Origin of the sequence: Rhizobium sp. NFR03 (assembly GCF_900111275.1) — a bacterium.
GTDB lineage: Bacteria > Pseudomonadota > Alphaproteobacteria > Rhizobiales > Rhizobiaceae > Ferranicluibacter.
In genome coordinates this window covers 354004-378466 of the sequence record NZ_FOGR01000002.1, presented here as the reverse complement: position 1 = coordinate 378466, position 24463 = coordinate 354004, and the positions used below count along the sequence as shown (strand labels likewise).

Sequence of the window (24463 nt, the reverse complement as noted above, 5' to 3'; positions counted from 1 at the left end):
ATCGCTCGCATTTTAACGATCTCGCTTTTTTGCCTGGAGGATTTCGTCCAGCACGATGGCGCCAGCGCCGACCGTAATGAAGGCATCGGCGAGGTTGAACACGGCGAAGGACCATGTCTCCGTGTAGAACAGGATATAGTCGATCACATACCCATAGAGAAACCGATCGACCAGATTGCCGAGCGCACCGGCGATGATCATCGCATAGCCGAGATGGGCGAAGAACCTGTCCTTCGGCGTCCTGCGCCAGAGCCAGAGCACGAAACCGACCACCACGAGGCGCATGCCGACGATGAACCAGCCCTCCATGCCCGACAGCATGGAGAAGGCGACGCCGTAATTATAGACCCTGTAGAGCGCGAGCATGGGGATGACGTGAACGGCCTCCTCCATCGGCAGGTAGGCCTCGACCGCCTGCTTGATCACCTGATCGAGGATAAGAGCGACGATGATGAAGATCGCAATCGGCCAGGGGCGCGAAAACAGGGTCGGGCGGCTGTCGGGCGTGACTGGCGAGAGAGGCGTCCGGCTTTCGGTCATCCGCGGTCATCCAGTGTCAGCAGGTGGCGGCGCGCCTCGAAGAGCATCACACCGGTAGCGATGGCGAGATTGAGCGAATCCGCGCGGCCCGACTGGGGAATGCGGGCAAGCTTATCCGCTTTCGCTGCAAGTTCGTCCGGCAGACCGGCCTGCTCGTTGCCCATGAGGACGACGACCGGGCGGGGCCGATAATCAATCGTGCGGTAATCGACCGCACCGGCAAGATGCGTGCCGACGACCATGACACCCGTGTGCTTCTGCCAGGCAAGGAACTCGGCCACGCTCGCCCGGAACACCGGTACGGCGAAGACGGAGCCCATGGTGGCACGCACCGTTTCGAGCGAGAAGGGGTCCGTGGTCTCGCCGATCAGGATGACGCCGGAGACGCCGGCCGCATCCGCCGTACGGATGATGGTGCCGAGATTACCGGGATCGCGCACCCGGTCGAGCGCCACATAGGTCTCGTTCGCGCGTGGCTTGATGTCTCTCAAGGATCCATAGCGCTGCTCGAACACGCCGACGACCATCTGCGGATTGTCGCGGCGGGTGACGGTGGCGATGACCTTCTCGCTGACCTCAAGCACGAGACCGCCGCGGGCCACGGTGCGCGCGGCGATGTCGTCCACCGGCTTCTTGCCCTTGGCGGCCTTGGCATAGACCAGCGTGCGAATGGTCCAGCCCAGTTCGACGGCGTCAATAACGAGCTTCAGCCCTTCGGCAATGAAGGTGCCGCTCTCGTCGCGCGCCTTCTTCTGCGTCAGCGCGCGGATATCCTTGATGATCGGATTGGCAAGGCTCGTGACTTCCTTCACCTGGCCGACCCGACCTTCGCCACGCCCGACCTGCCCGCGTGGATTGCCGCCGCTATAATCGTCGCTGCTCATTTCGGCACCCATCGACTGAAGAGAGAGGTGGACAGCGCGCGGCCGGAGCCGGTCTCGCCATCCTGCTTCGACCCTGCGGACTCGCGCAGGATCAGTTCGCCGGATTCAACGACGCCACCCCGGCCGCGCATGACTTCGCGCATCAGTTCGTGGATCGAATAGAAGCTTGCCCGGATGGAATAGGCTGTGAGAACGAGGCCGCGTGCATCGTCGGACAGAAGCTCCCGGCAAATATCGAGCATGCCGGCAAGGTGATCGAAGAGGTGCCAGACCTCGCCGTTCGGACCTCGGCCGAATTTCGGCGGATCCGTCAGGATGATGTCGTAGCGGCTGCCGCGGCGCTCCTCGCGCTGGATGAATTTCATGGCATCGTCGCAGATCCAGCGGATCGGCAGGCTTTCGCCCCGACCCAATGCCTGGTTCTCGCGCCCCCAGCCGATCGCCTTCTTCGAGGCATCGACATGGGTGACCTCAGCTCCGGCCTTCGCCGCGATCAGCGAGGCGACGCCGGTATAGCCGAAGAGGTTCAGCACCTTCAGCGGCCGACCGGCCGCCTCGACCTGCTCTTTCATCCAGCGCCAGTGTGCCAGCTGCTCCGGGAAGACACCGACATGGCGGAAAGAGGTAAAACGGCCGTGGAAGTCGGCATCGAGCAGACGCATCGGCCAGGTTTCGCCGAGCATTTCCCGCGGGAAGCGCCAGCGACCCATGCCGTCTTCATCCGTGTCGCCGGTAAAGATCGCATCGGCACGTTCCCAGAGCGGGGCTTGCGACTTCGGCCACAGGGCCTGTGCCTCGGGTCGGACGATCGTATAGGGGCCGTATTGCTCCAGCTTGAGGGCATCGCCGCTGTCGATCAGGCGATAATCTGCCTCTCCTGCGGTTTCGAGAATAACGGGCACGCGCTCGGCCGGCTTGTCTCCCGTTCTCGGCCGCATCGCCACGGGCGCAGATGCCTCCTGTCGGGCCTCGGAAGATGACGGACGCAGAGAGGCCGGCTGCGGGCGGCTGGACGAACGCTGGCCGTGCGGTTCCTGTGCCGCAGGCTTTCCTGCCGCCTTGAAGGGCGGCGTGACAGGGGCATCCGATCGAGACGCCGCGACTTTAGGGGGGCTCTTGTGCGATGAACCGGATTTCGGTGCCGCCTTGCCGGGTGATCGTCTTTGCTTGTCCTTCAAGGGGCGATGTTTCCCGTTTCTTCAGCGTGTTGCGTGCAAATAGCATCGCAATCGCTCTTGGCAAAGCAGTTTCCGCCCGTAGATTTCAGGCAACGCCGTGGCAGGCTCGAAGTCTGTCGCAGCAGTGCACACGTTCGAGGAGGACATTCATGGACATGACCGGTGAAGAGCGGATCTCCGCGCCGCGCGACGCCGTCTGGGCAGCCCTTAACGATCCCGAGGTGCTCAGAGACTGTATTCCCGGCTGCACGCTCCTCGAATGGACCTCGCCGACGACGCTCGATGCGGTGGTCACGGTAAAGTTCGGCTTCATGTCGATGGCGTTTTCGGGTGTTATCACGCTGTCGAACATGAACCCGCCGGAAAGCTACACGATCTCCGGCGAAGGCAAGGGCGGCCTTGCCGGATACGCCAAGGGCGGGGCGGATGTGCGGCTGATAGAGGATGGCGACGAGACCATTCTGCAGTATGCCATCGCCGCGGATGTCTCGGGCAAGATCGCATCGCTCGGATCGAAGCTCGTGCAATCCGGCGCAAACCGGATCGCAAGCCGCTTCTTTTCCGATTTCACCGCTGCCGCCAATGCAAAAGCCGCAGCGGCCTGAAGCTCATTTCTGCTGAGCGGCGATCATCGTCGGGGTCGAGCCCTGAAAAGCCGGGCGATCGGCAACAGGACGTGCGGCCTGAGCCGACACGATCGCCTCCTGCTGCAGGCGTCGCTTCTCGGCTTCCGTATGCCACTTCAGCGCTTCCTTCGCTTCCGTGCGCGACCGCTTGCGATATTTGCCCTGGCTGAACCAGACAGCAGAGGCGCCGATCACGAGGCCGAGGATGACGGCGAGAAACAGGAAGACGAAGAAGGGGCCTGATATCGCCAGGACCGTGTCGGACGGATCGAACGGATTGAAGCCCAGCGTGACCTGCTGCCGATTGGCGACACAGAGCACGACGAGCACAATCCCGAGCGGAACGAGGACGACGATGTTCAGAATTTTACGAAGCATGCGAGCCGGTCTCCGCGTCTATCAAGGCTTGACGACAACATGGGCGGCAAACGTGCCGGGTCAAGATCAGGTCGCCATCGACAAGGACGGCGATCGCGACATCAGTCTTCGTCTTCCTCGTCCACGTCCGCGTCGGAGCCCGGGTTCAGCCGCTCGCGCAGCTCCTTGCCGGTCTTGAAGAACGGCACCCATTTCTCCTCCACGAAGACGCTGTCGCCCGTGCGGGGGTTTCGGCCCGAGCGGGACGGACGATTCTTGACGGAGAAGGCACCGAAGCCGCGCAGCTCGACGCGGTTTCCCGCCGCCAGCGCGTCCGTAATCTCATCGAGAACCGCGTTGACGATATTTTCGACATCGCGGTGGTAGAGGTGCGGATTCCGAGCCGCCACGATCTGCACCAGTTCCGACTTGATCACCCTCTGCCCCCTTTTGACGATGTTCTTCGCGATACGCCCGTCATCCGCGGGCAGACGATCGAGATCGCTCCGCCAACCGGACACGCGTCAGCGCGGGTTACACCCGCGCCCGGCGTCTCTCAATCGCGGCCAACCTGCCAAACGGAAACGAGACCGTCAAGAAACAACTTGTCCTGCGGCAGATTTCCCGAAAACGGAAAACCTTCAAATCCCAACGATTTGGCGAAGATTGCGGCAAGCGAGCCCAGCCCGAAGGGCAATGTGGTTTCCGGCTTTTCCCAATCGACGATCGGCAGGGTATCCGCCACGTCCCGACCCTTGAAATAGCTCCGGATCTCACGCTCGCCGCCAAGCTCGTCGATCAGATTCAGGCCGATCGCCTGCCGTCCGGTAAAGATACGGCCATCGCCGAGACGAACCGCTTCCTCACGCGGGATCTTGCGGCGTTCCGCGACGAGATCGACGAACCAGGCATAGCTGTCGTCGATCATCGACTGGATCACGGCCTTCGCCGCATCGCTCGGAGGATGGAACGGCGACGGCTCGGCCTTCAGCGGCGCGGACTTGATCTCCTCGAGCGATACGCCGAGCTTGTCGAGCAGCGTCTTGACCTGCGGATACTGGAAGAGGACGCCGATGGAGCCCGTGATCGAGGTGTCGCCGGCGATGATCCGGTCGCCGGCGAGCGCGACCATATAGCCAGCCGATGCGGCAAGCGTGCGGACGTCGGAGACAACAGGCTTCTTCTCGGCAACCTTGCGGATGGCATCGTAGAGCGTCTCGCCGCCGAAGGTGGAGCCGCCCGGCGAGTTGATGCTGACAATCAGGCCCTTGACCTGATCGGCCTTGGCAATGCGGTCGAGCCTTTCGATCAGCTCGCGATCATCGAGGATGACGCCGGAGATCGTGACGCGTGCGATCTGGCTCGCTCCGAGCACACCCGAGCGCGATTGCGTGATGCCGAGATAGGCGCCGATGGCCACGAGGACGATGAGGCCGATCGCCACGAGGCGCCAGAAGCCAAGCTTGCGGCGAAGCTGCCGCCGATCGACGAATGCGAGAGGATCCATTCCACATTTCCCTGTTCGGCGCGCGGCAGGGTAAGCCGGCGCCGTCTGTTTCGACGAAGACTCCTACTGCATATCAGCGCGAACCGGTATCGGCGCGCCAGCAAAATTTCCACCGCAATCAACAGCCGGTCATGCGGCTTTGGACAGCACAGACCGACGAATGCCCGGCTTAGCAACAAAGAATTTCAAGCCTCCATTGTACGGCGACATAAAAATCTCCATATTCGTCTTTCTTGACACCATCGGCCGACGCAGCCCGGACGCCGGCTTCGTCAAGGCCCCTGGATTTACGGAACCGCTCATGGCGAACGATGTGCATTTTCCCGGCGCCCTGCCGCATACAGGGCCGACGGTCAACGACGCCTATGAGCGTGCCGCGCGGCATTCGCGTCGTGTGAAGCGTTTGAAGATCGTCCTGCCGATCGTCGCCGTCGTCATAGCCGTCATCTTTGCTGCCGTCTCCATTGTGCGCACCATGCTGCCGGAAGAGCTGCATATCGAGAATGCGACGATCGAGAACGGCAAGATCGTCATGCAGAACCCCGCGATATCGGGGCGCAACAAGCAGGACATCAGCTATTCGATGAAGGCGGAGCGGGCGCTGCAGGACATCGCCAATCCGGACCTCATCACGCTTGAGAAGATCCACGCGGAAATGCCGGTCAACGACACGACGATCGCGACCGTGGACGCGACGAGCGGACTTTACGATCGTGGCGGCAATACGCTCGATATGAACGCTCCCTTTACCATCTCCATGAACAATGGCGTGATCGCCGATTTCCAGGCCGCCTATCTGGATATCAATGCGGGCGAGATGCAGAGCAAGAAGCCGATCGCCATCCGGATGTCCGGTGGTTCGATTGTTGCGCAAGAGATGAGAATGACGGATAAAGGGCGGGTTATTTCCTTTGAAGGCATGGTGAAGGTCGTCGTCGAGCCGAGCACCATACGCAAGAACGCAAATTAGGACCCGGTGCAGCCCATGTCGACCCTCCATGCCTCCCTCCCCCGCCGCAGCCTTCCCCTCGCCGGCCTCCTCGCATCATCGCTGGCCTGTCTCTGCCTGACCCTCGCTCCGGCGTCTGCCCAGCAGAAAAGCCGGATGAGCGGCATGAAGCTTTCCAACGATCAGCCGATCCAGATCGAGAGCGACAAGCTCGAAATCAAGGATCCCGAGAGCAAGGCGATCTTCACCGGTAACGTGAAGGTCGTGCAGGGCGCGACGACGCTGCAGGCGGGCAGCATGGTTGTCTATTACAAGTCCGGCGGCGGTTCGATTTCAGGCGGCAATGCCGAAATCGACCGGATCGAGGTCGACAACAAGGTGTTCCTGCAGTCGGGTACGCAGCAGGCCACGGCCGATAGTGGCCAGTTCAACATGGCCGCGCAGACGCTCGTGCTCAAGGGCAAGCAGGTCGTGCTGTCGGAAGGCAAGAACGTGTTCAGCGGGTGCCAGCTGAATGTGCAGATGGAAACCGGAGAGGCTCAGCTCGATTCCTGCGGCGGCCGCGTCCAGATCCAGCTCGATCCGAAATCCCAGAAGACCAACTGACGCAGCCCCAGACCGTGAACATTTCCTTCAAGCGCAAGCGCGGCGCCGAGCCGGCCGACATCTCCCATGCCAAGGATCCCGGCACCGCCGTCTTCGATGACAGGTCACCCGAGGACAAGGCACGCTACGACGGCACGCTGATCGCGCGTGGCCTGACCAAGAGCTATCGCGACCGCAGGGTGGTGAACGGCGTGTCCCTGGTGGTGCGGCGCGGCGAGGCCGTCGGCCTTCTCGGGCCGAACGGTGCCGGCAAAACCACCTGTTTCTACATGATCACCGGCCTTGTTCCTGTTGACGAGGGCACCATCGAGATCAACGGCAACAACGTCACCTCCATGCCGATGTATCGCCGGGCGCGGCTCGGCGTCGGCTATCTGCCGCAGGAAGCCTCGATATTCCGTGGGCTCTCGGTGGAGGACAATATCCGCGCCGTGCTGGAGCTGCACGAGCCCAAACGTGCAGCGCAGGACGCCAAGCTGAACGCGCTGCTCGACGAATTCAACATCACGCATCTGCGCAAGGCGGCCGCGATCTCGCTGTCGGGCGGCGAACGGCGGCGGCTGGAAATTGCGCGCGCGCTTGCGACGGACCCGACCTTCATGCTGCTCGACGAACCCTTTGCAGGTGTCGATCCCATCTCGGTCGCAGACATTCAGGCGCTGGTGCGCCATCTCACCTCGCGGGGCATCGGGGTTCTTATCACGGACCACAATGTCCGGGAGACGCTGGGCCTGATCGACCGTGCCTATATCATCCATGCGGGCGAAGTGCTCACCCATGGTCGTGCCAACGATATCGTCAACAATCCGGATGTGCGCCGGCTCTATCTCGGCGATAATTTCAGCCTTTAGGGACCGTGCGTGCCGCACTCTTCCGCATTGCCGAGGCTGGCTTTCCCGTGCCCGCGCGAGGCGCTGCTGCAATTCTTCATTGACGCTGCCTCCCCCTTGACGTTGCATGGCGATTGGGCGACGTTCATCCATCGATGACGCGGGGGGCCGCGCCATCGGATATAAAATGTTCCAACATCTTCCGATGCCTTGGCGTCCTTGACGCTTTGTTGGCAGCGACGGAGACCACGGTGCACATCGGATCACACGATCCAGGCGCTACGCTGTTTTGCTCCGGGAAGATGCTCTTACAGGCGGCAATCTTATCAAATTTACGACAGCCGCTTGACCAAACCTTTTTAATAGGCAATTTTCGGGCCAGTTTAGAGAGCAGGGCAAGATTTTGCGTCAGAGCGAGCAGTGCACCGGATATCGGGACCGCTGATCGACCTCCTTCACGACGGCGAGACGGCTTCATCGCTTTGAGCTGATAGACAGGTCACAAGGCCGTTTCCGGTCTTGAGATGTCTGCGGTAGGGGAGTTTTGCGTTTATGGCACTTTCGGCCAGCCTGTATCTGCGCCAGTCCCAGACACTGGCCATGACGCCGCAGCTGATGCAGTCGATCCAGCTGCTGCAGATGACGCATTTCGAACTGACGCAGTTCATCGAGCAGGAGGTCGAGAAGAACCCCCTCCTCGAATTCATCTCGGAAGCCGACCAGCCGGTCGAAGGACTGCGCGAGGACATGCCGACCGAGAGCCGCGAGACCGACAATTTTTCCGGCCTGACCGACGTCTATGACGGCACGACGCGCGACGATTCCCTGCGTATGAGCGAGACGCTCGACGCCAGTTTCGAAAACGTCTTCCCGGACGACACAGCCCCGCAGCGCGCCGATGCGCCGGAGCTGCTCAGCCAGTGGAAATCCATGTCCGGCGGGGGAGACGGGGAGACCAGCGACGGCTACGACCTTGAGGATTTCGTCGCCAACAGGCTGACCTTGCGCGACGTCCTGAACGAGCAGCTGATCCTCAGCATTCACGGCGCCCGCGACCGGCTGATCGCACAAACGCTGATCGACCAGCTTGATGATGCGGGCTATCTGCATGCGGATATGGCCGAAACGGCCGACCGGCTCGGCTGCACGGCATGCGATGTCGAGGCGGTGCTCGCCACCCTGCAGCGGTTCGATCCGCCCGGTGTCTTCGCCCGCAGCCTCAGCGAGTGTCTGGCGATCCAGCTGCGCCAGAAGAACCGGCTTGATCCGGCGATGTCGGCCCTTATCGGCAATCTCGAACTGCTCGCCCGACGGGATTTCGCGACGCTGAAGAAGCTTTGCGGCGTCGACGAGGAAGACCTGATCGATATGCTGGGCGAAATCCGCAAGCTCGATCCAAAGCCCGGCACCAGCTTCGAGATGACGCCCTGCGAGGCGATCGTGCCGGACATTGTCGTGCGCGCCGCGCCGGACGGAACATGGGCCGTTGAACTGAACCCGGAGACACTGCCGCGGGTGCTCGTCAATCAGGTCTACTACACGACGGTTTCGCGGCATGCACCGAAGAACAGCGGCGACCATGCCTTCCTGTCCGAGTGCCTCCAGACCGCCAACTGGCTGACCCGAAGCCTCGACCAGCGAGCCAAGACCATCATGAAGGTGGCAACCGAAATCGTCCGCCAGCAGGACGCCTTCCTTGTCAACGGCGTCGATCACCTGCGTCCGCTCAACCTCAAGACCATCGCCGACGCGATCAAGATGCACGAGTCGACCGTCAGCCGCGTCACCTCCAATAAATATATGCTGACGCCGCGCGGCCTGTTCGAGCTGAAATATTTCTTCACGGTCTCGATCGGCTCGGCAGAGGGTGGAGACGGGCATTCGGCGGAGTCTGTTCGCCACCGTATCCGCAACATGATCGTCCTTGAGAGCCCGGAAGCCGTGCTGTCGGATGACGACATCGTGGAGATCCTCAAGAAGGGTGGTGTCGATCTCGCACGTCGGACGGTCGCAAAATATCGTGAAGCGATGAATATCCCCTCGTCCGTGCAGCGTCGGCGGGAAAAACGCGCCATGGCAAAGGCTTCCGCCTGACCGAAGAGATCAGCCGCGTGCACTGCAGCACCGACGACACGCAGCGGATGTTAAGCTTTCATTGACATTTAGCGGCAGCCCGCTTATAGGGCGCGCCGACAGTCATGAATGATGGGCTCCATTTTCCCCTCCCCTGACATCGCCGATCACATGCAAAGTGAAAACGGCTGCGTGAAAGGCTTGGAGGTAGAAGGCGCTTGGAATAAACTGGATGCGCAAATCATGAAAGAGAGGAAACTCCATGAGTGTGCGTGTATCCGGTAAACATATGGAAATCGGCGAGAGCTTTCGTCTTCGAATCGAGGACCAGATCGCTCAGGCGGTCACCAAGTATTTTGACGGAGGGTATTCGAGCCAGGTCACGGTGGTGAAGTCGGGACCGCGTTTCAGCGCGGACTGCATGATCCACCTCGACACGGGCGCTACGTTGCATGCGAACGGCGAGGCGACCGAGCCGCAGGCCGCATTCGACGCGGCATCGGAACGGATCGCAAAGCGCATTCGGCGGTACAAGCGCAGGCTGAAGGATCACCACAATGGCAGTGGTCATGCGGGCCTCGAAGTCGCCTATACCGTGATGGACTCCGTGCCGGACGAAGAGGACGAACTGCCGGAGGATTACGCACCGACGATCGTTGCGGAAAGCTCCAAGCAGATCCGGACCATGTCGGTGGCGAATGCCGTCATGGCGCTCGATATGACGGACAATCCGGTGCTGATGTTCCGCAATCCGGGCAATGACGAACTCAACATCGTCTATCGCCGGACGGATGGGAATATCGGCTGGATCGACGCCGCCAGCATGAAGAACTGACGTAGCACAAAGCGCCGCTTCCGGATCGCCACGACACGGCGATCTGGACGGAGCATGAAACAGAGATCGCGCCAGCCCGGGACATTTCGTCTTACGGCAGCCGGTCATGACAAGCGAGGCGGCGCGCGAGAAGCGGCCGCCTCGTTATCGACGGTGAACGGCAGGCACGGGGAGAAGCCTGTCGAGCATCGAGGGAAATGGGCCGCAGGGCCGGCACGTCGTGCCGCCTGATGCGACCCTGTCAACAAGGTAAGACAACATGGCATTGGCAGGTCTGCTGCAGCAAGATGCGATATTTCCGAGCGTTCGGGTCCAGTCCAAGAAGCAATTGCTTCAGGAACTGGCCATCAAGGCTTCCAAGCTGACCGGCCTGCCCGAGCGCGAGATCTTCGACGTCATTCTGCAGCGCGAGCGGCTGGGCTCGACGGGTGTCGGTAATGGCATCGCCATTCCGCATGGCAAGCTTCCCGGCGTTACCGCCATCGTCGGCATTTTCGCGCGGCTTGAAACGCCCGTGGATTTCGAGGCACTGGACGATCAACCGGTCGACCTCGTCTTCCTGCTGCTTGCTCCGGAAGGCGCTGGTGCCGACCACCTGAAGGCGCTGTCGCGTATTGCACGCGTGTTGCGCGATCCCGACATGGTCGCCCGCCTGCGTGGTACCGAGTCCGCCTCGGCCATCTACACATTCCTCAGCGACGACCAGACCTCCAACGCGGCCTGATGTTCGACGCAGGCTTGGTCTGATCTTTTTCGTCCTGCCTCCACGTTGATATCGACAGCGCCCGGCTCCGGGTGAATACTCCCGTTCGACAAACGGGAGACGAGAGCGCATGGCCGGAACGGGTTCGGGACGATTGGCGGGCAAGATTGCCCTCATCAGCGGCGGTGCCGGCGGCTGCGGCCTTGCGGCGTCGGAGCTCTTCGCTCGGGAAGGGGCTAAGGTCGGCATCGTCGATCTGCCGTCGAGCCGCGGCGAAGAGGTTGCTGCGGGCATTCGTGCCGCCGGTGGTGAAGCGATCTTCGCGCCGGCCGACGTGTCCGTCTCACGCGACGTCACCGCGGCGGTCAAAGCCGTCGAGGCCGCTTTCGGAGCGATCACCGTTCTCTTCAATCATGCCGGCATCCTCGCCGTCGGACCGTTTCTCGAAACGGAGGAGGACGAATGGGACCGGCTGATGGCGGTCAACGTCCGCTCCATGTTCCTGATGACCAAGGCCGTGCTACCGGGCATGATCGCGGCTGGCGGCGGCAGCATCGTCTCGACCTCATCGATATCAGCCGTTGCCGCGACGCCGATGGAGGTGCTCTACGACACGACGAAGGGCGCCTGCCATATGTTTGCCCGCGCCATCGCGGTGGAATTCCGCGACCGGAACATCCGCTCCAACGCCGTCTGCCCGGGCTTCATCGCCACCGACCATGGCAAGCGCGAACTGGTCGGACTCGCCAAGTATGGAATCGACGTCTCGGATGCCGCCATCGCCGCGCAGCAAGGGCGCCTCTGCGAGCCGATCGAGGTGGCGCGCGCCGCATTGTTTCTCGCCAGCGACGAGGCAAGCTTCATCAACGGCACGCATCTCTTCGTCGACAATGGCTTCACCGCCGTCTGAAAGGACCCGTCATGGACACGACGATATCGAGACAGACCGGTGGCCTCTGGCGCAACTGGGTCGGAAATCAGGCCTGCGTGGTGCGAGCCCGTGGCGCACCCGGCAGCGAGGCGGAACTCTCGGACATGGTGCGGACGGCAGCAGGAGAGGGAATGGCTGTGCGCTGCGCCGGCTCCGGCCACTCTTTCACGCCCGTAGCCCTCACCAGCGGCCTCCACCTGACGCTGTCGGGCATGCAGGGGGTGACGGGTATCGACCGGGAGCGCAAGCGCGTCTCCGTTTCGGCAGGAACCACCATCAACGCGCTCGGCAAGGTGCTGAAGGAGAACGGCCTCTCGCTGATAAACCAGGGCGACATCGACAGCCAAGCGCTGGCGGGCGCTCTTACGACCGGCACGCATGGCACCGGTGCAACGCTCGGCAACATGGCGTCGCAGATCGTTGGCATGCGGATCGTCCAGCCGGATGGCAGCATCCTGATCGCGGACGAAAGCAATCCAGACCTTCTGAACGCTGCTCGTGTTTCTATCGGAATGCTGGGCGTGATCTCGGAGATCACTCTGCAGGCCATGGACAGCTACCGCCTGCACGAGACGCTCTGGCGCTGCACCTTCGACGAATGCATGGAGCAACATGACGACCTCGCCGCCCGGCATCGGCATTTCGGCTTCTTCTGGTGCCCTGTGCCGGAGAGCCGGCACTGCTACTGCCTGCCGGACACCGCACCGGTCTCGACCACGCAAAGCGTTTCCGACGTCTGCGAGATGAAGGTCATCGACATCACGAACGCGGAACCGATGGAACGGGGATTCGAGAAGATCGCCTATTCCTCGGAAATCTATCCGATCGAATATGTGCCGAATTTCCACGAGCTGGAATATGCCGTGCCCGTGCAACACGGCAAGGAGGCCTGCCGGGCGGTGCGCGAGCTGATGCTCACCAAACACCCGACATGCATCTATCCGATCGAATATCGCTTCACGGCTGGCGATCCCGGCTGGATCAGCCCGTTCTTCGAACAGGATTCGATCACCCTCTCCGTCTCCGGCGAGCCCGGAACCGACTACTGGGCGTATCTTTCGGACGTCGATGCCATCCTGCGGCAGTTCGGCTCGCGGCCGCACTGGGGAAAGCTGCACTTTCTGACAGGCGATGACGTGACGGAACTCTATCCCAAAGCCGGCGACTTCAAGGCCCTACGGGAGAAGCTCGATCCCGGTGGCGTGTTTCTCAACGACCACCTTCGGCAGCTGTTCGGGTAAACGCACCAGGGCAAGGAGCGCGGGCAGATTGGAAGCCGGAGAGGTTGTTCACCCCTCCCCGGCCTCCGTGGATCATCAGCTGGCCGAGGCTTCGCCTTCGGCAGCGGCAACCTTCGGTCCGCCCTTGGCGACGCCGACCATGGCAGGACGCAGAACGCGCTCGCCGATGGTGAAGCCGGCCTGGACGACCTGAACGACCGTGTTGTGAGGCACGTCAGGGTTGGGGATCTCGAACATCGCCTGATGGAAGTTCGGATCGAACTTCTGGCCTTCGGGCTCAAGCTTGCGAACGCCGTGGCGCTCAAGCGCCGACAGCATGGAGCGCTCGGTCAGCTCGACACCTTCGATCAGAGTGCTGAGGCCCGCATCGGCGCCGGCCCGCACGTCTGCGGGAATAGCATCCAGCGCGCGCCGGAGATTGTCTGAGACGGCCAGCATGTCGCGGGCAAAACCGGCGACGGAGTAGGACTTGGCGTCCTTGACCTCGCGCTCCGTGCGACGGCGCAGATTGTCCATATCGGCGGCGAGCCGCATGTATCGGTCGCGGAAATCTGCCGCTTCCGCCTTTGCGGCCTCCAGCTCTTCGGATTCGGCCTGCGCCGCCTCATCGGCGTCTTCAAACATGTCTTGCACATCTGCCTCGGCCGGCGTGACGATATCTTCCGCCGGCTTGCTGGCTTCGGCACCGTGTTTGTTCGTTTCGTCGGTCATGACGTCTCCGCATTCAAGATCGTTTCGGGAATTTGATGCCGATATCGAGGTTCGGGCGCCAAAAATCAAGGGTGTTGCGCCCGACGACCCGCCGTCCCGGGCATCATCGGGTCCGGCTATCGTGAAAGACGTGACATGAGCTGAGCCGTATAGTCCACCATGGGAACGATCCGCGCGTAATTCAGCCGCGTCGGGCCGATAACGCCGACAGCACCGATGATCCTGTCGTCGCCATCCCTGTAGGGCGCAACGATCAGGGACGAGCCGGAAAGCGAGAACAGCTTGTTCTCCGACCCGATGAAGATCCGCACACCCGGCCCCGTCTCCGCGAGACTGAGAAGCTCGATCATGCTGTCCTTCTTCTCAAGGTCATCAAACAGCATGCGCAGGCGATCGATATCCTCAGCGCCAGCCAGACCTTCGAGAAGATTGGCGCGGCCGCGAACGATCAGCTGCGTCGGGTTCTTGTCGTCGGCATCGCCGCCGGACCAGCTAGCAAGACCGCGCTCGACCAGATCCTGCGACAGAACGTCGAGCTCGGTCCGCACGGTTTCCTTGACCTTCTGCAACTGCCCGCGCACCTCGGCGAGCGTCTGGCCGGCCAAATGCGCGTTCAGGAAATTCGCAGCCTCCGTCAGCTGCGAACTCGTGACGCCCGCGGGAAGCTCGATGATCCGGTTTTCCACCTGATCGTGCTCGCCGACCAGCACGGCCAATGCCTTTGTCGGAGCAAGACGCATGAACTCGACATGCTTGAGGACAGGGTCGTTCTTTGCCGTGATGACAAGGCCCGCCCCGCGCGACATGCCGGACAGAACCTGGCTTGCTTCGTTGAACAATTGCTCCACGGGCTGATCCCGGTCGCTCCGCCTCACCTGACGGTCGATCGAGGCGCGATCTTCGGCAGAGAGATTACCGACCTGCATGAAGGCGTCGACAAAGAAGCGAAGCCCGATCTGCGTCGGCAAGCGCCCGGCGCTGACGTGTGGGGAATAGATCAGCCCGAGATCCTCGAGATCGCTCATCACGTTGCGCACGGATGCCGGCGACAGCGACATCGGCAGAAGGCGCGACAGGCTGCGGGAGCCCAGCGGCTCGCCGCTGTCGAGATAGCTTTCGACGATGCGACGGAAGACCTCGCCGGAGCGCTCGTCGAGAGCCGAGAGCCTGTCGCGCATTGCCGATGTCAGCGCCGCCGTTTCGGCGGATCTTTCCTTTTGTGCCATGGCTGAAATATAGGGAGAGGCCGGCGGAACGACAAAGGGAAAATTGGCTTTCGCGCGCCGCCGCACGACTTTGACAGTCCTATTTTACGCCCCGCATTTCCTTTGCGCGGCAACATAGGCTAGAAGGCACGCAACTGAAGACCCAAGGAGTCCCCGATGCGGCCGTCCGGAAGAAAAACAGATCAGATGCGCAAGGTCACCTTCGAGCGCAACGTCTCCAAGCATGCCGAAGGCTCCTGTCTCGTCAAGTTCGGCGATACCCATGTGCTGTGCACCGCGAGCCTTGAGGAAAAAACGCCACCATGGCTGCGCAACAGCGGCAAGGGCTGGGTGACCGCGGAATACGGCATGCTGCCGCGCGCGACCGGCGACCGCATGAAGCGCGAAGCCGCAACCGGCAAGCAGAGCGGCCGCACGCAGGAGATCCAGCGCCTCATCGGCCGCTCGCTCCGCTCGGTCGTCGATCTGCAGGCCCTTGGCGAGCGCCAGATCTCGCTCGACTGCGACGTGATCCAGGCCGATGGCGGCACTCGCACGGCGTCCATCACCGGCGCATGGATCGCGCTGCACGACTGCCTGAAGTGGATGGAAGCGCGCAACATGACGAAGGTCGAGCGCGTATTGAAAGATCATGTCGCGGCCATTTCCTGTGGCATCTTCGCCGACCAGACCGTGATCGATCTCGACTATCTCGAAGACAGCGCCGCCGAGACGGATGCAAACTTCGTCATGACCGGCTCCGGCGGAATCGTGGAAATTCAGGGTACGGCCGAAGGCAAACCCTTCTCGGAAGCGGAATTCGCAAGCCTCATGGGGCTGGCGAAGAACGGCATCTCGGAACTGGTCGCCTTGCAGAAGCAGACGATCGCTTAAAAGACGGAGGCGGACGGTGTCGGATAGGACGCGGGTTCTCGAAGGTGTTCTGGAAACGGCACTGTATGCAGCGGATCTGGATGCGGCCGATCGCTTCTACGGCGATGTGCTCGGACTGGAGCGCATCGCCCGCGTCGATGGCCGCCACCTGTTCTTTCGCTGCGGGCAGGGCGTTCTCCTGATCTTCAATCCGACGGAGACGCTGAAGCCGGCCGAAGGCTCTGCCCTGCCTGTCCCCGTTCACGGGGCGACCGGTCCCGGCCATGCCTGCTTCCGCGTATCGCGCGACAATCTGACATCCCTGCGGGAGAGACTTGCGGCGGATGGCGTGATGATCGAAAGTGACATCACCTGGCCGACGGGCGCGAGATCCTTTTATTTTCGCGACCCGGCCGGCAACAGCCTGGAATGCGCCGAACCGGGCCTCTGGTCCATCGACTGAACTGTTCTTCTCCATGCCGTCCGCCGACCGATCGCGTTTGCGGATCGGACGACCCATATTTACCGAGCCCATGTTTCCGCGGCGTCTCAACGCCCTCCGGTTGACCTTTCGAGACCCATGATGACACGCACGCTTGACGACAAGACCCTGATCGTCGCCAGCCATAATGCCGGCAAGATCCGCGAAATTCGCGACCTGATCGGCCCGCTCGGCTTTTCCGCCAAATCCGCCGCCGACCTGAACTTCATCGAACCGGACGAGACCGGAACGACGTTCGAGGAGAATGCGACCATCAAGGCACTGGCCTCCGCACAGGCCTCTGGCCTGCCGGCCCTGTCGGACGATTCCGGGCTGGTCGTGGACGCACTCGGTGGCGATCCCGGCGTTTACACGGCCAACTGGGCCGAAACCGCCGATGGTACGCGCGACTTTGCAATGGCCATGCACAAGGTGGAAACGGCCCTGCAAGAGGTCGGCGCGGCGACGCCGGCAACACGTTCCGCCCGCTTCGTGTCCGTGCTCTGCCTTGCCTGGCCGGATGGCCATGTGGAACTCTTCCGCGGCGAAGTCGAGGGCACCGTTGTCTGGCCCCCACGCGGCAGCCAAGGTTTCGGCTATGACCCTATCTTCCAGCCTGAGGGCCATGAACGGACGTTCGGCGAAATGAGCGCGGACGAAAAGCACGGCTGGAAGCCGGGCGATGCTGACGCCCTCTCGCATCGCGCCCGCGCCTTCAAGGTGTTTGCCGAGACCTGCCTCGGCGCCTGACGGATATGGCTGATTTCTCCTTTATCGGCGACAAGACGGACCCCGGTTTCGGGGTCTACGTGCATTGGCCGTTCTGCGCGGCGAAGTGCCCTTATTGCGACTTCAACAGCCATGTGCGGCATCAGGGTGTCGATCAGGCACGCTACGTCTCCGCTTTTCTAAAAGAGATGGAGGAAGCGCGGCGGCTGTCGGGACCGCGCACCGTGACCAGCATCTTTCTTGGCGGCGGCACCCCTTCGCTGATGGATCCGGCGACGGTGGACGCCATCATGAACGGCATAGCGCGCTTCTGGCATGTGCCTGACGGCATCGAGATCACGCTGGAAGCCAACCCATCGAGCGTGGAGGCGACCCGGTTTCGCGGCTATCGCGCCGCGGGCGTCAACCGCGTGTCCCTCGGCGTTCAGGCGCTGAACGACCGCGACCTCAAGTTCCTCGGGCGGCTTCACAATGTGGAAGATGCGCTGAAGGCGATAGGTCTTGCGCGCGATATCTTTCCGCGTATGTCCTTCGACCTGATCTATGCCCGGCCGAACCAGACCGTCGAGGAGTGGGAAGCGGAGCTGAAGCAGGCCGTCTCCTATGCCGTCGACCATCTCTCGCTCTACCAGTTGACGATCGAGGAGGGCACGCCCTTCTTCGGCCTACACAAGGCCGGCAAGCTTGTCGTGCCCGACGGTGACCAGTCCGCGCTTCTTTACGAGGCGACACAGGACATCACGGCTTCGATCGGCATGCCTGCCTACGAGGTTTCCAACCATGCGGTGCCCGGTGCAGAAAGTCGCCACAACCTTACCTATTGGCGCTACGGCGATTATGCCGGCATCGGCCCCGGCGCCCATGGGCGCTTGACCATCGGCCGGGAGAAGCTCGCGACGGCAACCGAGCGCAAGCCGGAGACCTGGCTCGATCTGGTCGAGGCCAATGGTCACGGGATGATCGATCAGGAGGTGCTGGGTTATGACGAGCAGTCCGACGAACTGCTGCTGATGGGGCTGCGCCTCAAGGAGGGTATTGACCTTGTGCGCTGGGAAGCGCTGTCCGGCCGGCCGCCTGATCCGGAGAAGGAACGCTTTCTGATCGAGCACGGCTTTATCGAGCGGATCGGCAATTCCCGGCTCCGCTGCACGCCATCGGGGATGCTGATCCTCGACGCCGTGGTCGCCGACCTCGCCTGCTAAGCAAGGCATCCCGCAGTGGTGACCGGCCCTGAGGCCGGTCGCCAGACACTCAGGCCCACTCGCCGCCGCGCATCACCGGCACCTTCGTGCCATCGTCCCGAATCCCGTCGATATCGACCTTGTCGGAACCAATCATCCAGTCGATGTGGATGAGGCTGGAATTACCCCCCTGAGCCGCGATCTGCTCCTGACTGAGGGAGGCACCGTCGATGAAGCATTTCGAGTAGCACTGGCCGAGCGCGATATGGCACGACGCATTCTCGTCAAAAAGCGTGTTGTAGAACAGGATGCCGCTGGCGGAAATCGGCGACGAATGCGGCACGAGGGCAACCTCGCCCAGACGCCGGGCGCCTTCGTCCGTATCCAGCACCTTGTTCAGAACCGATTCGCCCCTGGACGCCTTGGCTTCGACAATCCGGCCAGCCTCGAAACGCACCTGTATGTCATCGATCAGCGTCCCCTGATGCGATAGCGGCTTCGTGCTGGAAACGTGACCTTCGACGCGCAGTGCATGGGGCGTGGTGAAGACCTCTTCCGTCGGGATATTGGGATTGCAGATGATGCCGTTTTTCGCCATCGATGCGCCGCCGTGCCACTCATGCCCGTCAGCCAGACCGACAGTGAGATCCGTTCCCGGTCCCGTGAAGTGGAGTGCCGAAAAATGTTCGCCGTTCAGCCAGGTCGAGCGCTTGCGCAGGTTGGCGTTGTGCTCCGTCCACGCGGCGACCGGATCCTCGACATCGACACGCGATGCCGCGAAGATGGCGTTGGCCAGTTTTTCGACAGCCACGTTCTCTGGATCGTCGGGAAACATCTGCCTGGCCCAGGAGGGATTTGGGTAGGAGACGATGTTCCAGTTGATGTCAAAGTTCGAGATCTTCTCCAGCGCCGGCTTGTAGGCCATCGACATCGCCTTGTTCGCCCGCGCGACCTTCGACGGATCCTGAGCGGCCAGCAGCATGGGATTGTCTCCGGAGATCGCCAGCCGCGCCGCATTGCCGGCATAGGCCTTCGCCATACCTTCATAGAGCCAGTTGCTTGCGCGATCGAAGCTTTCGTCAGGCGCATGCTCGTAGCGTGCCAGCGTGCTTTCCTCATCGGAATAGAATGTCGTGACGAGGCCGGCACCGGCGAGATAAGCGTGCTTCGTGATCAATCGGACCATCGGCAAAGCCGCAATCGGCGCCGTGATGACCAGATCCTGGCCCCGCTCCAGACCGAGGCCGATCCTGACGGCCACTTCGGCGAGCTTTTCGAGTTTCCGGGCGTCGATGGGCTGAGTGTCTGTCGCAGGTGCTGGCATGTCGAACATCTTTCACTGGGAAACGAGGTTCGAAGTTAGGGCATGAGAGCGCCGATTTGAAGAGGCATAGAGGGGGATCAGTGACCCGCGCGGTGGTTTCGAAGGGCCCGCTCCAAAGCGAGGCCAACAATGAGCAGGCCCACCGTCCAGCAAGCGATATAGGTTACGGAAAGGAGATGGGTCGGATAGGTCGGATAGAATCCAGTGCGGAACAGCGAAACGAAGTGCATCATCGGGTTATAGGCGACGATGTTCCGCAATTCGGGTGGCATGTATTCGGGAATGAAAAACACAGCGCTCAAGAAAATCTGAACGCGGGAAAAGAAGCCCCAGAACAACTTCCACGGATGGAAGAGGAACGTGATGAATGAGTTGACGAGGCCGATCCCGAACGAAAAGACGGTCAGCATCAATATGCAGACGATGACAGGCGTGAAATCGTAAGGGATAGCGAACCGGGATAACCCCAGCGCGTAAATCATCACAAAACCCAGCCCGAACATCATCGTGAAAGAAAGAAGCTCCACGAAACCGCGTGCCAAGGCATAATCCATCGCCTCGACATACGGGATGCTGGTGACCGACTTGGCGGCTTCCAGCGCTGAAGCGGTTTTGATGCTAATCGTGCGAAAAAACAGAACAGGCAGAATGCCTGTACTAATAAACAGGAGCAAGCTGTCTCCGATGAGCAGATGCCTGTGCATAAACGTGAAGATTGCCCAGTGGATGACGATGAAGACAATCGCCTCCAGCAGATCGAAGAGCTGACCGAACGCGTGCTTGCTGTTGCGCAGGCGAACCTCTCGTATCGTCAATGCACTGACGATACGGATCTGTCGCGAGACGCCGACAGGAATAACACCCATGCTCATTGGCAGCTCTCCCGTCGCGCCAAACTACGCGTGGTCTCTGATGCTGTAATAGACGAGAGTCATAACAATCCAGAGACCGAGCGCCGAGAGGAACACGAGGAATGTGTCGAAAACCACCTTTGGATAGGCCGCAATCTGCGCCATCCCTGGCTGGACATAGGTTGCAAGGTAGATCTGGTTGTTGCTGGCGAGCATCCGTGCATTTTCGTAGTTGGTCAGCGACGATGTGTAGAGCTTCGTCGCGATGTCGAGATCGCTCTGGATCTTGTCATACTGCGTCATCAACTGAGCATCTGCCAACATGGCGGTGTTCGAGCCATTGTCGCCCGTAGACCGAACCTGGGACTGGAGACGATCGAGTTCCTGCTGCGTCGCATTGATCTGGGATTTCAGCACGGTCAGACGCGGGGACTTGGCGTCCATATAGCTGCCGAGCGCCGTGTACTGAGCCTGAAGGTCCGCGAGGCTGCCGTGCAGCTTGGTGATCAACTGGATCTTGCCGTCGGCCTCCTTGCGAGCGTCGATGCTCTTCTGACCGGTCCGCAATTCAGTTTCCTGGCTGCGTACATTCGTCAGCCGGGCCTCGGAGCGATCGAGCTCAGCCTTGGCGAAAGCAAGTTGAGCCTGACGCGCCTTTTCGGATAAATCGTTGACCAGCTTTTCGCAGAGCTCCTTCAGCGCCGTCGAGATACGGAACGCGTCCTGCGGCGAGAATGCCGCGACTTCGATCGTATTGATGCCTGTGGTCAGGTCGTAGCTGGTCGACAGCCGGTTGTTCCAGTATCTGACCAGACCTTCGAGAGAGACGTCGGAGCTGAGACGTGACAGAAAATCGACGTCTGGACGGGAGTAGATTTCCCGCAACCCGACTTCCTTTTCAAGCGATTCCACAGCGTCGCGGCTCATCGCGTAATCCGACACGATGTAACTGTTTGACATCGTCAGGGCGAGTTCTGCAGCGCTTGAGCCAGTTCCCCCCTCGCCCGGACGGACGGAGAAGCGAAATTCGGAAACATAGCGCGGAGACGCGAAAGCGGCGTAGTAGATACCGCCGATGACGGTTGGTACGATGACGAGGAGAAGAAAAGCGAGCTTGGCGCCCGAAAAGCCACTCTTCGCCTTTGTGACGAAGCCGGTCATCTTTTCGGATTTATACGTAACCGTCGTCTTCCGAACCGGTTTTGTCGGCTTTGCCGGCAGGTCAGGCATGCGCTTCGGCATCGCCACCTGGCGGTTCGGTCGAACCTCATCCAGCCTCAGAACAAGTGCGCCATCTTCCTGCCGTGATTTCAGCTTGTCGGCTCTCGCGGTCTTGGACGCGTCGCTCATTGGCACTCCTGAAGGGGTCTTCGGCCTGGTTCGCAGCATGTATACCATGCCTTACAGCCATTCGGAAGATCGCCGCGACGATGCGTTGCGATCCTGTCCAGAGGCAACTTTTGCCCGAAGATGAAGGCATTATTGCGGCGCAACAATACCTTCTCTTATCTGCTACTTGAAGTTGTTCAGCGTGCTGCCGACAGACGCTGCCTGCGCCACGGGCGCAGCGGTCGAACTGACCAGCGTTGCGAACTTGCGCACTTCTGCGAGCGACGAGTTGGCAATATAGATCAGGTCACGGTTTCGCAGGCTGAAGCCCTTGAGAAGGAAGAAGCCGTTCGGGTCCTTCAGGTCGATCTGGTAGATGACATTGGTCGTCGCCCCGGACGATGCAACCTTACCCGGCACCATCCGCTGCACGAGCGAGGTCGGCTCCGTGCGGTAGATGAAGACGCCGCGCGCATTGGCCCGCTCGTCGTTCAGACCGCCGACCTTGGCAAGTGCCTGGTTGAGGAAGAGCTGCGATTCGTCGAACTGGATGGAGGCATTGGCCGTCGCGGCACCGAACACGGTGAAGCTGCGCGGCTGACGGATGAGTGCGATCACGTCATCCGACTGGACGTAGATGTTTTCGCTCGGGTCCGAGATCAGCCGCTCCATCGGCACGGTTTCTGTCCTGCGTCCACGCGTGATCTGGACGGAGAGCTGGTGGGATTCGATACGCGGTCCGCCAGCCATGGCGATGACGTCGAGCAATTTTTCGCCACGCGGAGACAGAGCGATACGGCCACTGCTGGCGACTTCGCCCGTTACGGTCACCGTGTTGGAAACGTTCTTGACGACGCTGACGAGAACCTGCGGCTGGATGGCGATGCGCGCAAGCGCGTTCTCGATGGCGGCCTTGACCTGCTGCGGAGTGCGGTTGGCAGCCTGCACGGTGCCGGCATAGGGAACGGAGATCGTGCCGGATTCGGAAACCGGCTGTTCCGGTATCTGCGTTCCGCCGCCCCTGGCGGAGCCGCCGGAGAAGAGCCCGTCAGGCGAGGCTTCCCAGATGGAAACGACGACGGTATCGCCGACACCGATGATCGACGAGCTGCGCTTACGCGTGTTTCCCAAGGTTTCGGCGAGCTGCGTGTCGAGGCTGGTGGAGAGAAGCGACACGATGCCCGGCGTGACGGGAATGACCGTATAAGGAGAATAGCTATCCTTGGCTTCCTGAAGAATCTGCCCGGAGCTTGGTCCGGAGCTCGGCATGACCGTGCAGGACGTGGTGGTCAGGCAGATAGCGGCCAGCGACAAACTGGTGAATTTGGTCAAGAACGGCATGGGCACCCTCAAGCGCAGATCCTTCCGATAAGGATGATCTGCTCCCCCGAAATAGCGGCGTCGTTTTGGTTATCTCAACACCAACTGGTAAACAATGACTTCAAAGCCGTACCGAACAAAAACAAACCGGCATCTGCAAAAAGGGCACAGTGCCAGCGTTCAGTATCGGTTGGACTTGAGGATCTCGGGCGGACAGGTCCACACGGAATCCTTGAATTTGACGGCTTTGCGAAGCGGAAACGCCTTGAACAAAGCCTCTCCGGTATAGGTCAGTCCCTTCCAGTTTCGATCAATAAAGCCGATGGCGTCGGCCCAGTCGGTTGGTTCCATCAAAGGCTGAAGATAGCTCAGCACGGTCTCGCGATCGGCACCGCCATAAAAGTCGATCATGCGATGATCGATCGGCTGCGGGCCGTCGAAAGGCAAGGCTGCAGCCTCTCCGCGACCGGTCGAGAACCAGGCGCAAGGAATGTTGTAGGTTTCAGCTATGACCAAACCGTGAAGACTGGTGGAGAGAATCCGGCGGCAGGCGGCAATCTCGCGAACCTTGCGTTCGAAACCTTCCATGCCCGCATCCGTGTACGTATTGATGATCGTAATGTCGTCGGCCAGCTCCGGCGGAATGGCATACCGTGTCAGTTGAGCCTTGACGGTCGCAGCCGCCGTCGCCTCATCAAGCTCCGAGATATGGACGATGACGCCCAACTCATGCCGCTTCGCAAGATCTGGAAAGGGAAAGATACGCGGCAGAAACCAGACGGGGTCGCCAAAGACATTCGGCACATCCAGACCCAGAGCCCGCAGACCGGCAGCCGTTTGGCGCCCGCGAACCGCGTGCACGACGAGTTCCGTTGTCGGCGGCACGGCGTAAGGCGCAAGCGCGCCGGAGGGTCCGCGGTTCAGGTCGAACCCCGTGCCCCAAAGATGCACGCGCGCGCCCTGCTGGGCGTGCCCTATGGTGCCGACGGCTGCCAGTCTTTCCTTCGACTGATCGAAGGCCGCCGGTTCGATACGCAGGCCGGACATGACGGAAACGACCACCGCGCTCAGGGCATCGCCCAGATTGGCATCGGGATGCCGATCCGTCGTCCAGACCCAGGAGAGACGCACGGCTTCGGCCACGCCGCGGTCGCTTGTCACCAAGGCGCCGGAAGCTGGCGATCTGTCGGGTGAGACGG

The 24463-nt window shown here is 61.3% G+C and carries 26 protein-coding genes; 13 read left to right on the top strand and 13 right to left on the bottom strand.

Annotation, left to right across the window (positions count from 1 at the left end; translation table 11 throughout):
* Positions 1-12: 12 nt before the first annotated feature.
* From lspA to BSG19_RS07060, 3 genes are read right to left on the bottom strand one after another with little or no spacing between them, the layout of a single operon-like run.
* Positions 13-540 (bottom strand): signal peptidase II, encoded by a 528-nt coding sequence (gene lspA, locus BSG19_RS07070; protein WP_092986264.1) that lies wholly within the window; start codon positions 538-540, stop codon positions 13-15.
* Entirely contained in the window at positions 537-1424 is an 888-nt protein-coding gene (locus BSG19_RS07065) for a TrmH family RNA methyltransferase (protein ID WP_092986262.1), read from the bottom strand. Before BSG19_RS07065 ends, lspA begins: the two co-directional genes overlap by 4 nt.
* The gene (locus BSG19_RS07060) at positions 1421-2413 is read right to left on the bottom strand and encodes a class I SAM-dependent methyltransferase (RefSeq protein WP_092987273.1); all 993 of its coding nucleotides are present in this window, start codon (positions 2411-2413) and stop codon (positions 1421-1423) included. Before BSG19_RS07060 ends, BSG19_RS07065 begins: the two co-directional genes overlap by 4 nt.
* Before the next feature lie 338 nt (positions 2414-2751).
* Between BSG19_RS07060 and BSG19_RS07055 the strand changes: the two genes are divergently transcribed.
* Positions 2752-3207, top strand: coding sequence for an SRPBCC family protein (locus BSG19_RS07055; protein ID WP_092986260.1), 456 nt, complete (start codon positions 2752-2754; stop codon positions 3205-3207).
* 3 nt (positions 3208-3210) lie between these two features.
* Here the strand turns inward: BSG19_RS07055 and BSG19_RS07050 are convergent, their stop codons facing one another.
* The 3 genes from BSG19_RS07050 to sppA form a co-directional block, all read right to left on the bottom strand.
* Positions 3211-3606 carry a DUF1049 domain-containing protein gene (locus tag BSG19_RS07050; RefSeq protein WP_244529129.1) on the bottom strand — a complete coding sequence of 132 codons (396 nt, stop codon included), beginning with the start codon at positions 3604-3606 and terminating at the stop codon, positions 3211-3213.
* 101 nt (positions 3607-3707) lie between these two features.
* A complete protein-coding gene (locus tag BSG19_RS07045; protein ID WP_092931772.1) occupies positions 3708-4022 on the bottom strand; it encodes an integration host factor subunit beta in 315 nt (104 codons plus the stop codon).
* A 119-nt stretch (positions 4023-4141) separates the two neighbouring features.
* Positions 4142-5092 (bottom strand): signal peptide peptidase SppA, encoded by a 951-nt coding sequence (sppA, locus tag BSG19_RS07040; protein ID WP_092986258.1) that lies wholly within the window; start codon positions 5090-5092, stop codon positions 4142-4144.
* A gap of 301 nt (positions 5093-5393) precedes the next feature.
* Here sppA and lptC point away from each other — a divergent pair, with 301 nt between their 5' ends.
* The 8 genes from lptC to BSG19_RS07000 all read left to right on the top strand — a co-directional run bounded on the left by lptC (position 5394) and on the right by BSG19_RS07000 (position 13260).
* Positions 5394-6062 (top strand): LPS export ABC transporter periplasmic protein LptC, encoded by a 669-nt coding sequence (gene lptC / locus BSG19_RS07035; protein ID WP_092987271.1) that lies wholly within the window; start codon positions 5394-5396, stop codon positions 6060-6062.
* A 15-nt stretch (positions 6063-6077) separates the two neighbouring features.
* A complete protein-coding gene (locus BSG19_RS07030; RefSeq protein ID WP_092986256.1) occupies positions 6078-6647 on the top strand; it encodes an LptA/OstA family protein in 570 nt (189 codons plus the stop codon).
* A 59-nt stretch (positions 6648-6706) separates the two neighbouring features.
* A complete protein-coding gene (gene lptB / locus BSG19_RS07025) occupies positions 6707-7498 on the top strand; it encodes an LPS export ABC transporter ATP-binding protein (protein ID WP_092987269.1) in 792 nt (263 codons plus the stop codon).
* Positions 7499-8029: 531 nt separating this feature from the next.
* Positions 8030-9571 carry an RNA polymerase factor sigma-54 gene (gene rpoN, locus BSG19_RS07020; RefSeq protein WP_092986254.1) on the top strand — a complete coding sequence of 514 codons (1542 nt, stop codon included), beginning with the start codon at positions 8030-8032 and terminating at the stop codon, positions 9569-9571.
* Positions 9572-9812: 241 nt separating this feature from the next.
* Positions 9813-10385 carry a ribosome hibernation-promoting factor, HPF/YfiA family gene (gene raiA, locus BSG19_RS07015; protein ID WP_092986252.1) on the top strand — a complete coding sequence of 191 codons (573 nt, stop codon included), beginning with the start codon at positions 9813-9815 and terminating at the stop codon, positions 10383-10385.
* Positions 10386-10644: 259 nt separating this feature from the next.
* Positions 10645-11109: a PTS IIA-like nitrogen regulatory protein PtsN gene (gene ptsN / locus BSG19_RS07010; protein ID WP_092931760.1), complete on the top strand. Its 465-nt coding sequence runs from the start codon at positions 10645-10647 to the stop codon at positions 11107-11109.
* Between the two features lie 109 nt (positions 11110-11218).
* Positions 11219-11998 carry an SDR family NAD(P)-dependent oxidoreductase gene (locus BSG19_RS07005; protein ID WP_092986250.1) on the top strand — a complete coding sequence of 260 codons (780 nt, stop codon included), beginning with the start codon at positions 11219-11221 and terminating at the stop codon, positions 11996-11998.
* A 23-nt stretch (positions 11999-12021) separates the two neighbouring features.
* Positions 12022-13260 (top strand): D-arabinono-1,4-lactone oxidase, encoded by a 1239-nt coding sequence (locus tag BSG19_RS07000; protein ID WP_210185385.1) that lies wholly within the window; start codon positions 12022-12024, stop codon positions 13258-13260.
* Between the two features lie 75 nt (positions 13261-13335).
* Here BSG19_RS07000 and grpE read toward each other — a convergent pair whose 3' ends face one another.
* Both grpE and hrcA read right to left on the bottom strand, forming a co-directional pair.
* Positions 13336-13971, bottom strand: coding sequence for a nucleotide exchange factor GrpE (gene grpE / locus BSG19_RS06995; protein ID WP_092986246.1), 636 nt, complete (start codon positions 13969-13971; stop codon positions 13336-13338).
* A 116-nt stretch (positions 13972-14087) separates the two neighbouring features.
* A complete protein-coding gene (gene hrcA / locus BSG19_RS06990; RefSeq protein WP_092987268.1) occupies positions 14088-15149 on the bottom strand; it encodes a heat-inducible transcriptional repressor HrcA in 1062 nt (353 codons plus the stop codon).
* 204 nt (positions 15150-15353) lie between these two features.
* Between hrcA and rph the strand changes: the two genes are divergently transcribed.
* The 4 genes from rph (at position 15354) to hemW (ending at position 18461) form a co-directional block, all read left to right on the top strand.
* Positions 15354-16070: a ribonuclease PH gene (gene rph / locus BSG19_RS06985; protein ID WP_092986244.1), complete on the top strand. Its 717-nt coding sequence runs from the start codon at positions 15354-15356 to the stop codon at positions 16068-16070.
* 16 nt (positions 16071-16086) lie between these two features.
* A complete protein-coding gene (locus BSG19_RS06980; protein WP_092986242.1) occupies positions 16087-16512 on the top strand; it encodes a VOC family protein in 426 nt (141 codons plus the stop codon).
* A gap of 120 nt (positions 16513-16632) precedes the next feature.
* Positions 16633-17280, top strand: a complete 648-nt coding sequence (rdgB, locus tag BSG19_RS06975) for an RdgB/HAM1 family non-canonical purine NTP pyrophosphatase (protein WP_092986240.1) — start codon at positions 16633-16635, stop codon at positions 17278-17280.
* A gap of 5 nt (positions 17281-17285) precedes the next feature.
* Complete coding sequence (hemW, locus tag BSG19_RS06970; RefSeq protein ID WP_092986238.1) at positions 17286-18461, top strand: radical SAM family heme chaperone HemW; 1176 nt, start codon at positions 17286-17288, stop codon at positions 18459-18461.
* 49 nt (positions 18462-18510) lie between these two features.
* On the opposite strand, the gene BSG19_RS06965 is transcribed toward hemW, so the two are convergent.
* From BSG19_RS06965 to BSG19_RS06945, 5 genes are all read right to left on the bottom strand, one after another.
* Positions 18511-19764, bottom strand: coding sequence for an aminopeptidase (locus tag BSG19_RS06965; RefSeq protein ID WP_092987263.1), 1254 nt, complete (start codon positions 19762-19764; stop codon positions 18511-18513).
* A 77-nt stretch (positions 19765-19841) separates the two neighbouring features.
* Complete coding sequence (locus BSG19_RS06960) at positions 19842-20636, bottom strand: ABC transporter permease (RefSeq protein WP_244529127.1); 795 nt, start codon at positions 20634-20636, stop codon at positions 19842-19844.
* Between the two features lie 24 nt (positions 20637-20660).
* On the bottom strand, positions 20661-21965 hold the full coding sequence (locus tag BSG19_RS06955; RefSeq protein WP_092986236.1) for a KpsE/RkpR family capsule polysaccharide export protein: 1305 nt from the start codon (positions 21963-21965) through the stop codon (positions 20661-20663).
* Positions 21966-22127: 162 nt separating this feature from the next.
* Positions 22128-23285, bottom strand: a complete 1158-nt coding sequence (locus BSG19_RS06950; RefSeq protein ID WP_092986234.1) for a polysaccharide biosynthesis/export family protein — start codon at positions 23283-23285, stop codon at positions 22128-22130.
* A gap of 159 nt (positions 23286-23444) precedes the next feature.
* Positions 23445-24425 carry a polysaccharide pyruvyl transferase family protein gene (locus BSG19_RS06945; RefSeq protein WP_092987257.1) on the bottom strand — a complete coding sequence of 327 codons (981 nt, stop codon included), beginning with the start codon at positions 24423-24425 and terminating at the stop codon, positions 23445-23447.
* Positions 24426-24463 lie beyond the last annotated feature (38 nt).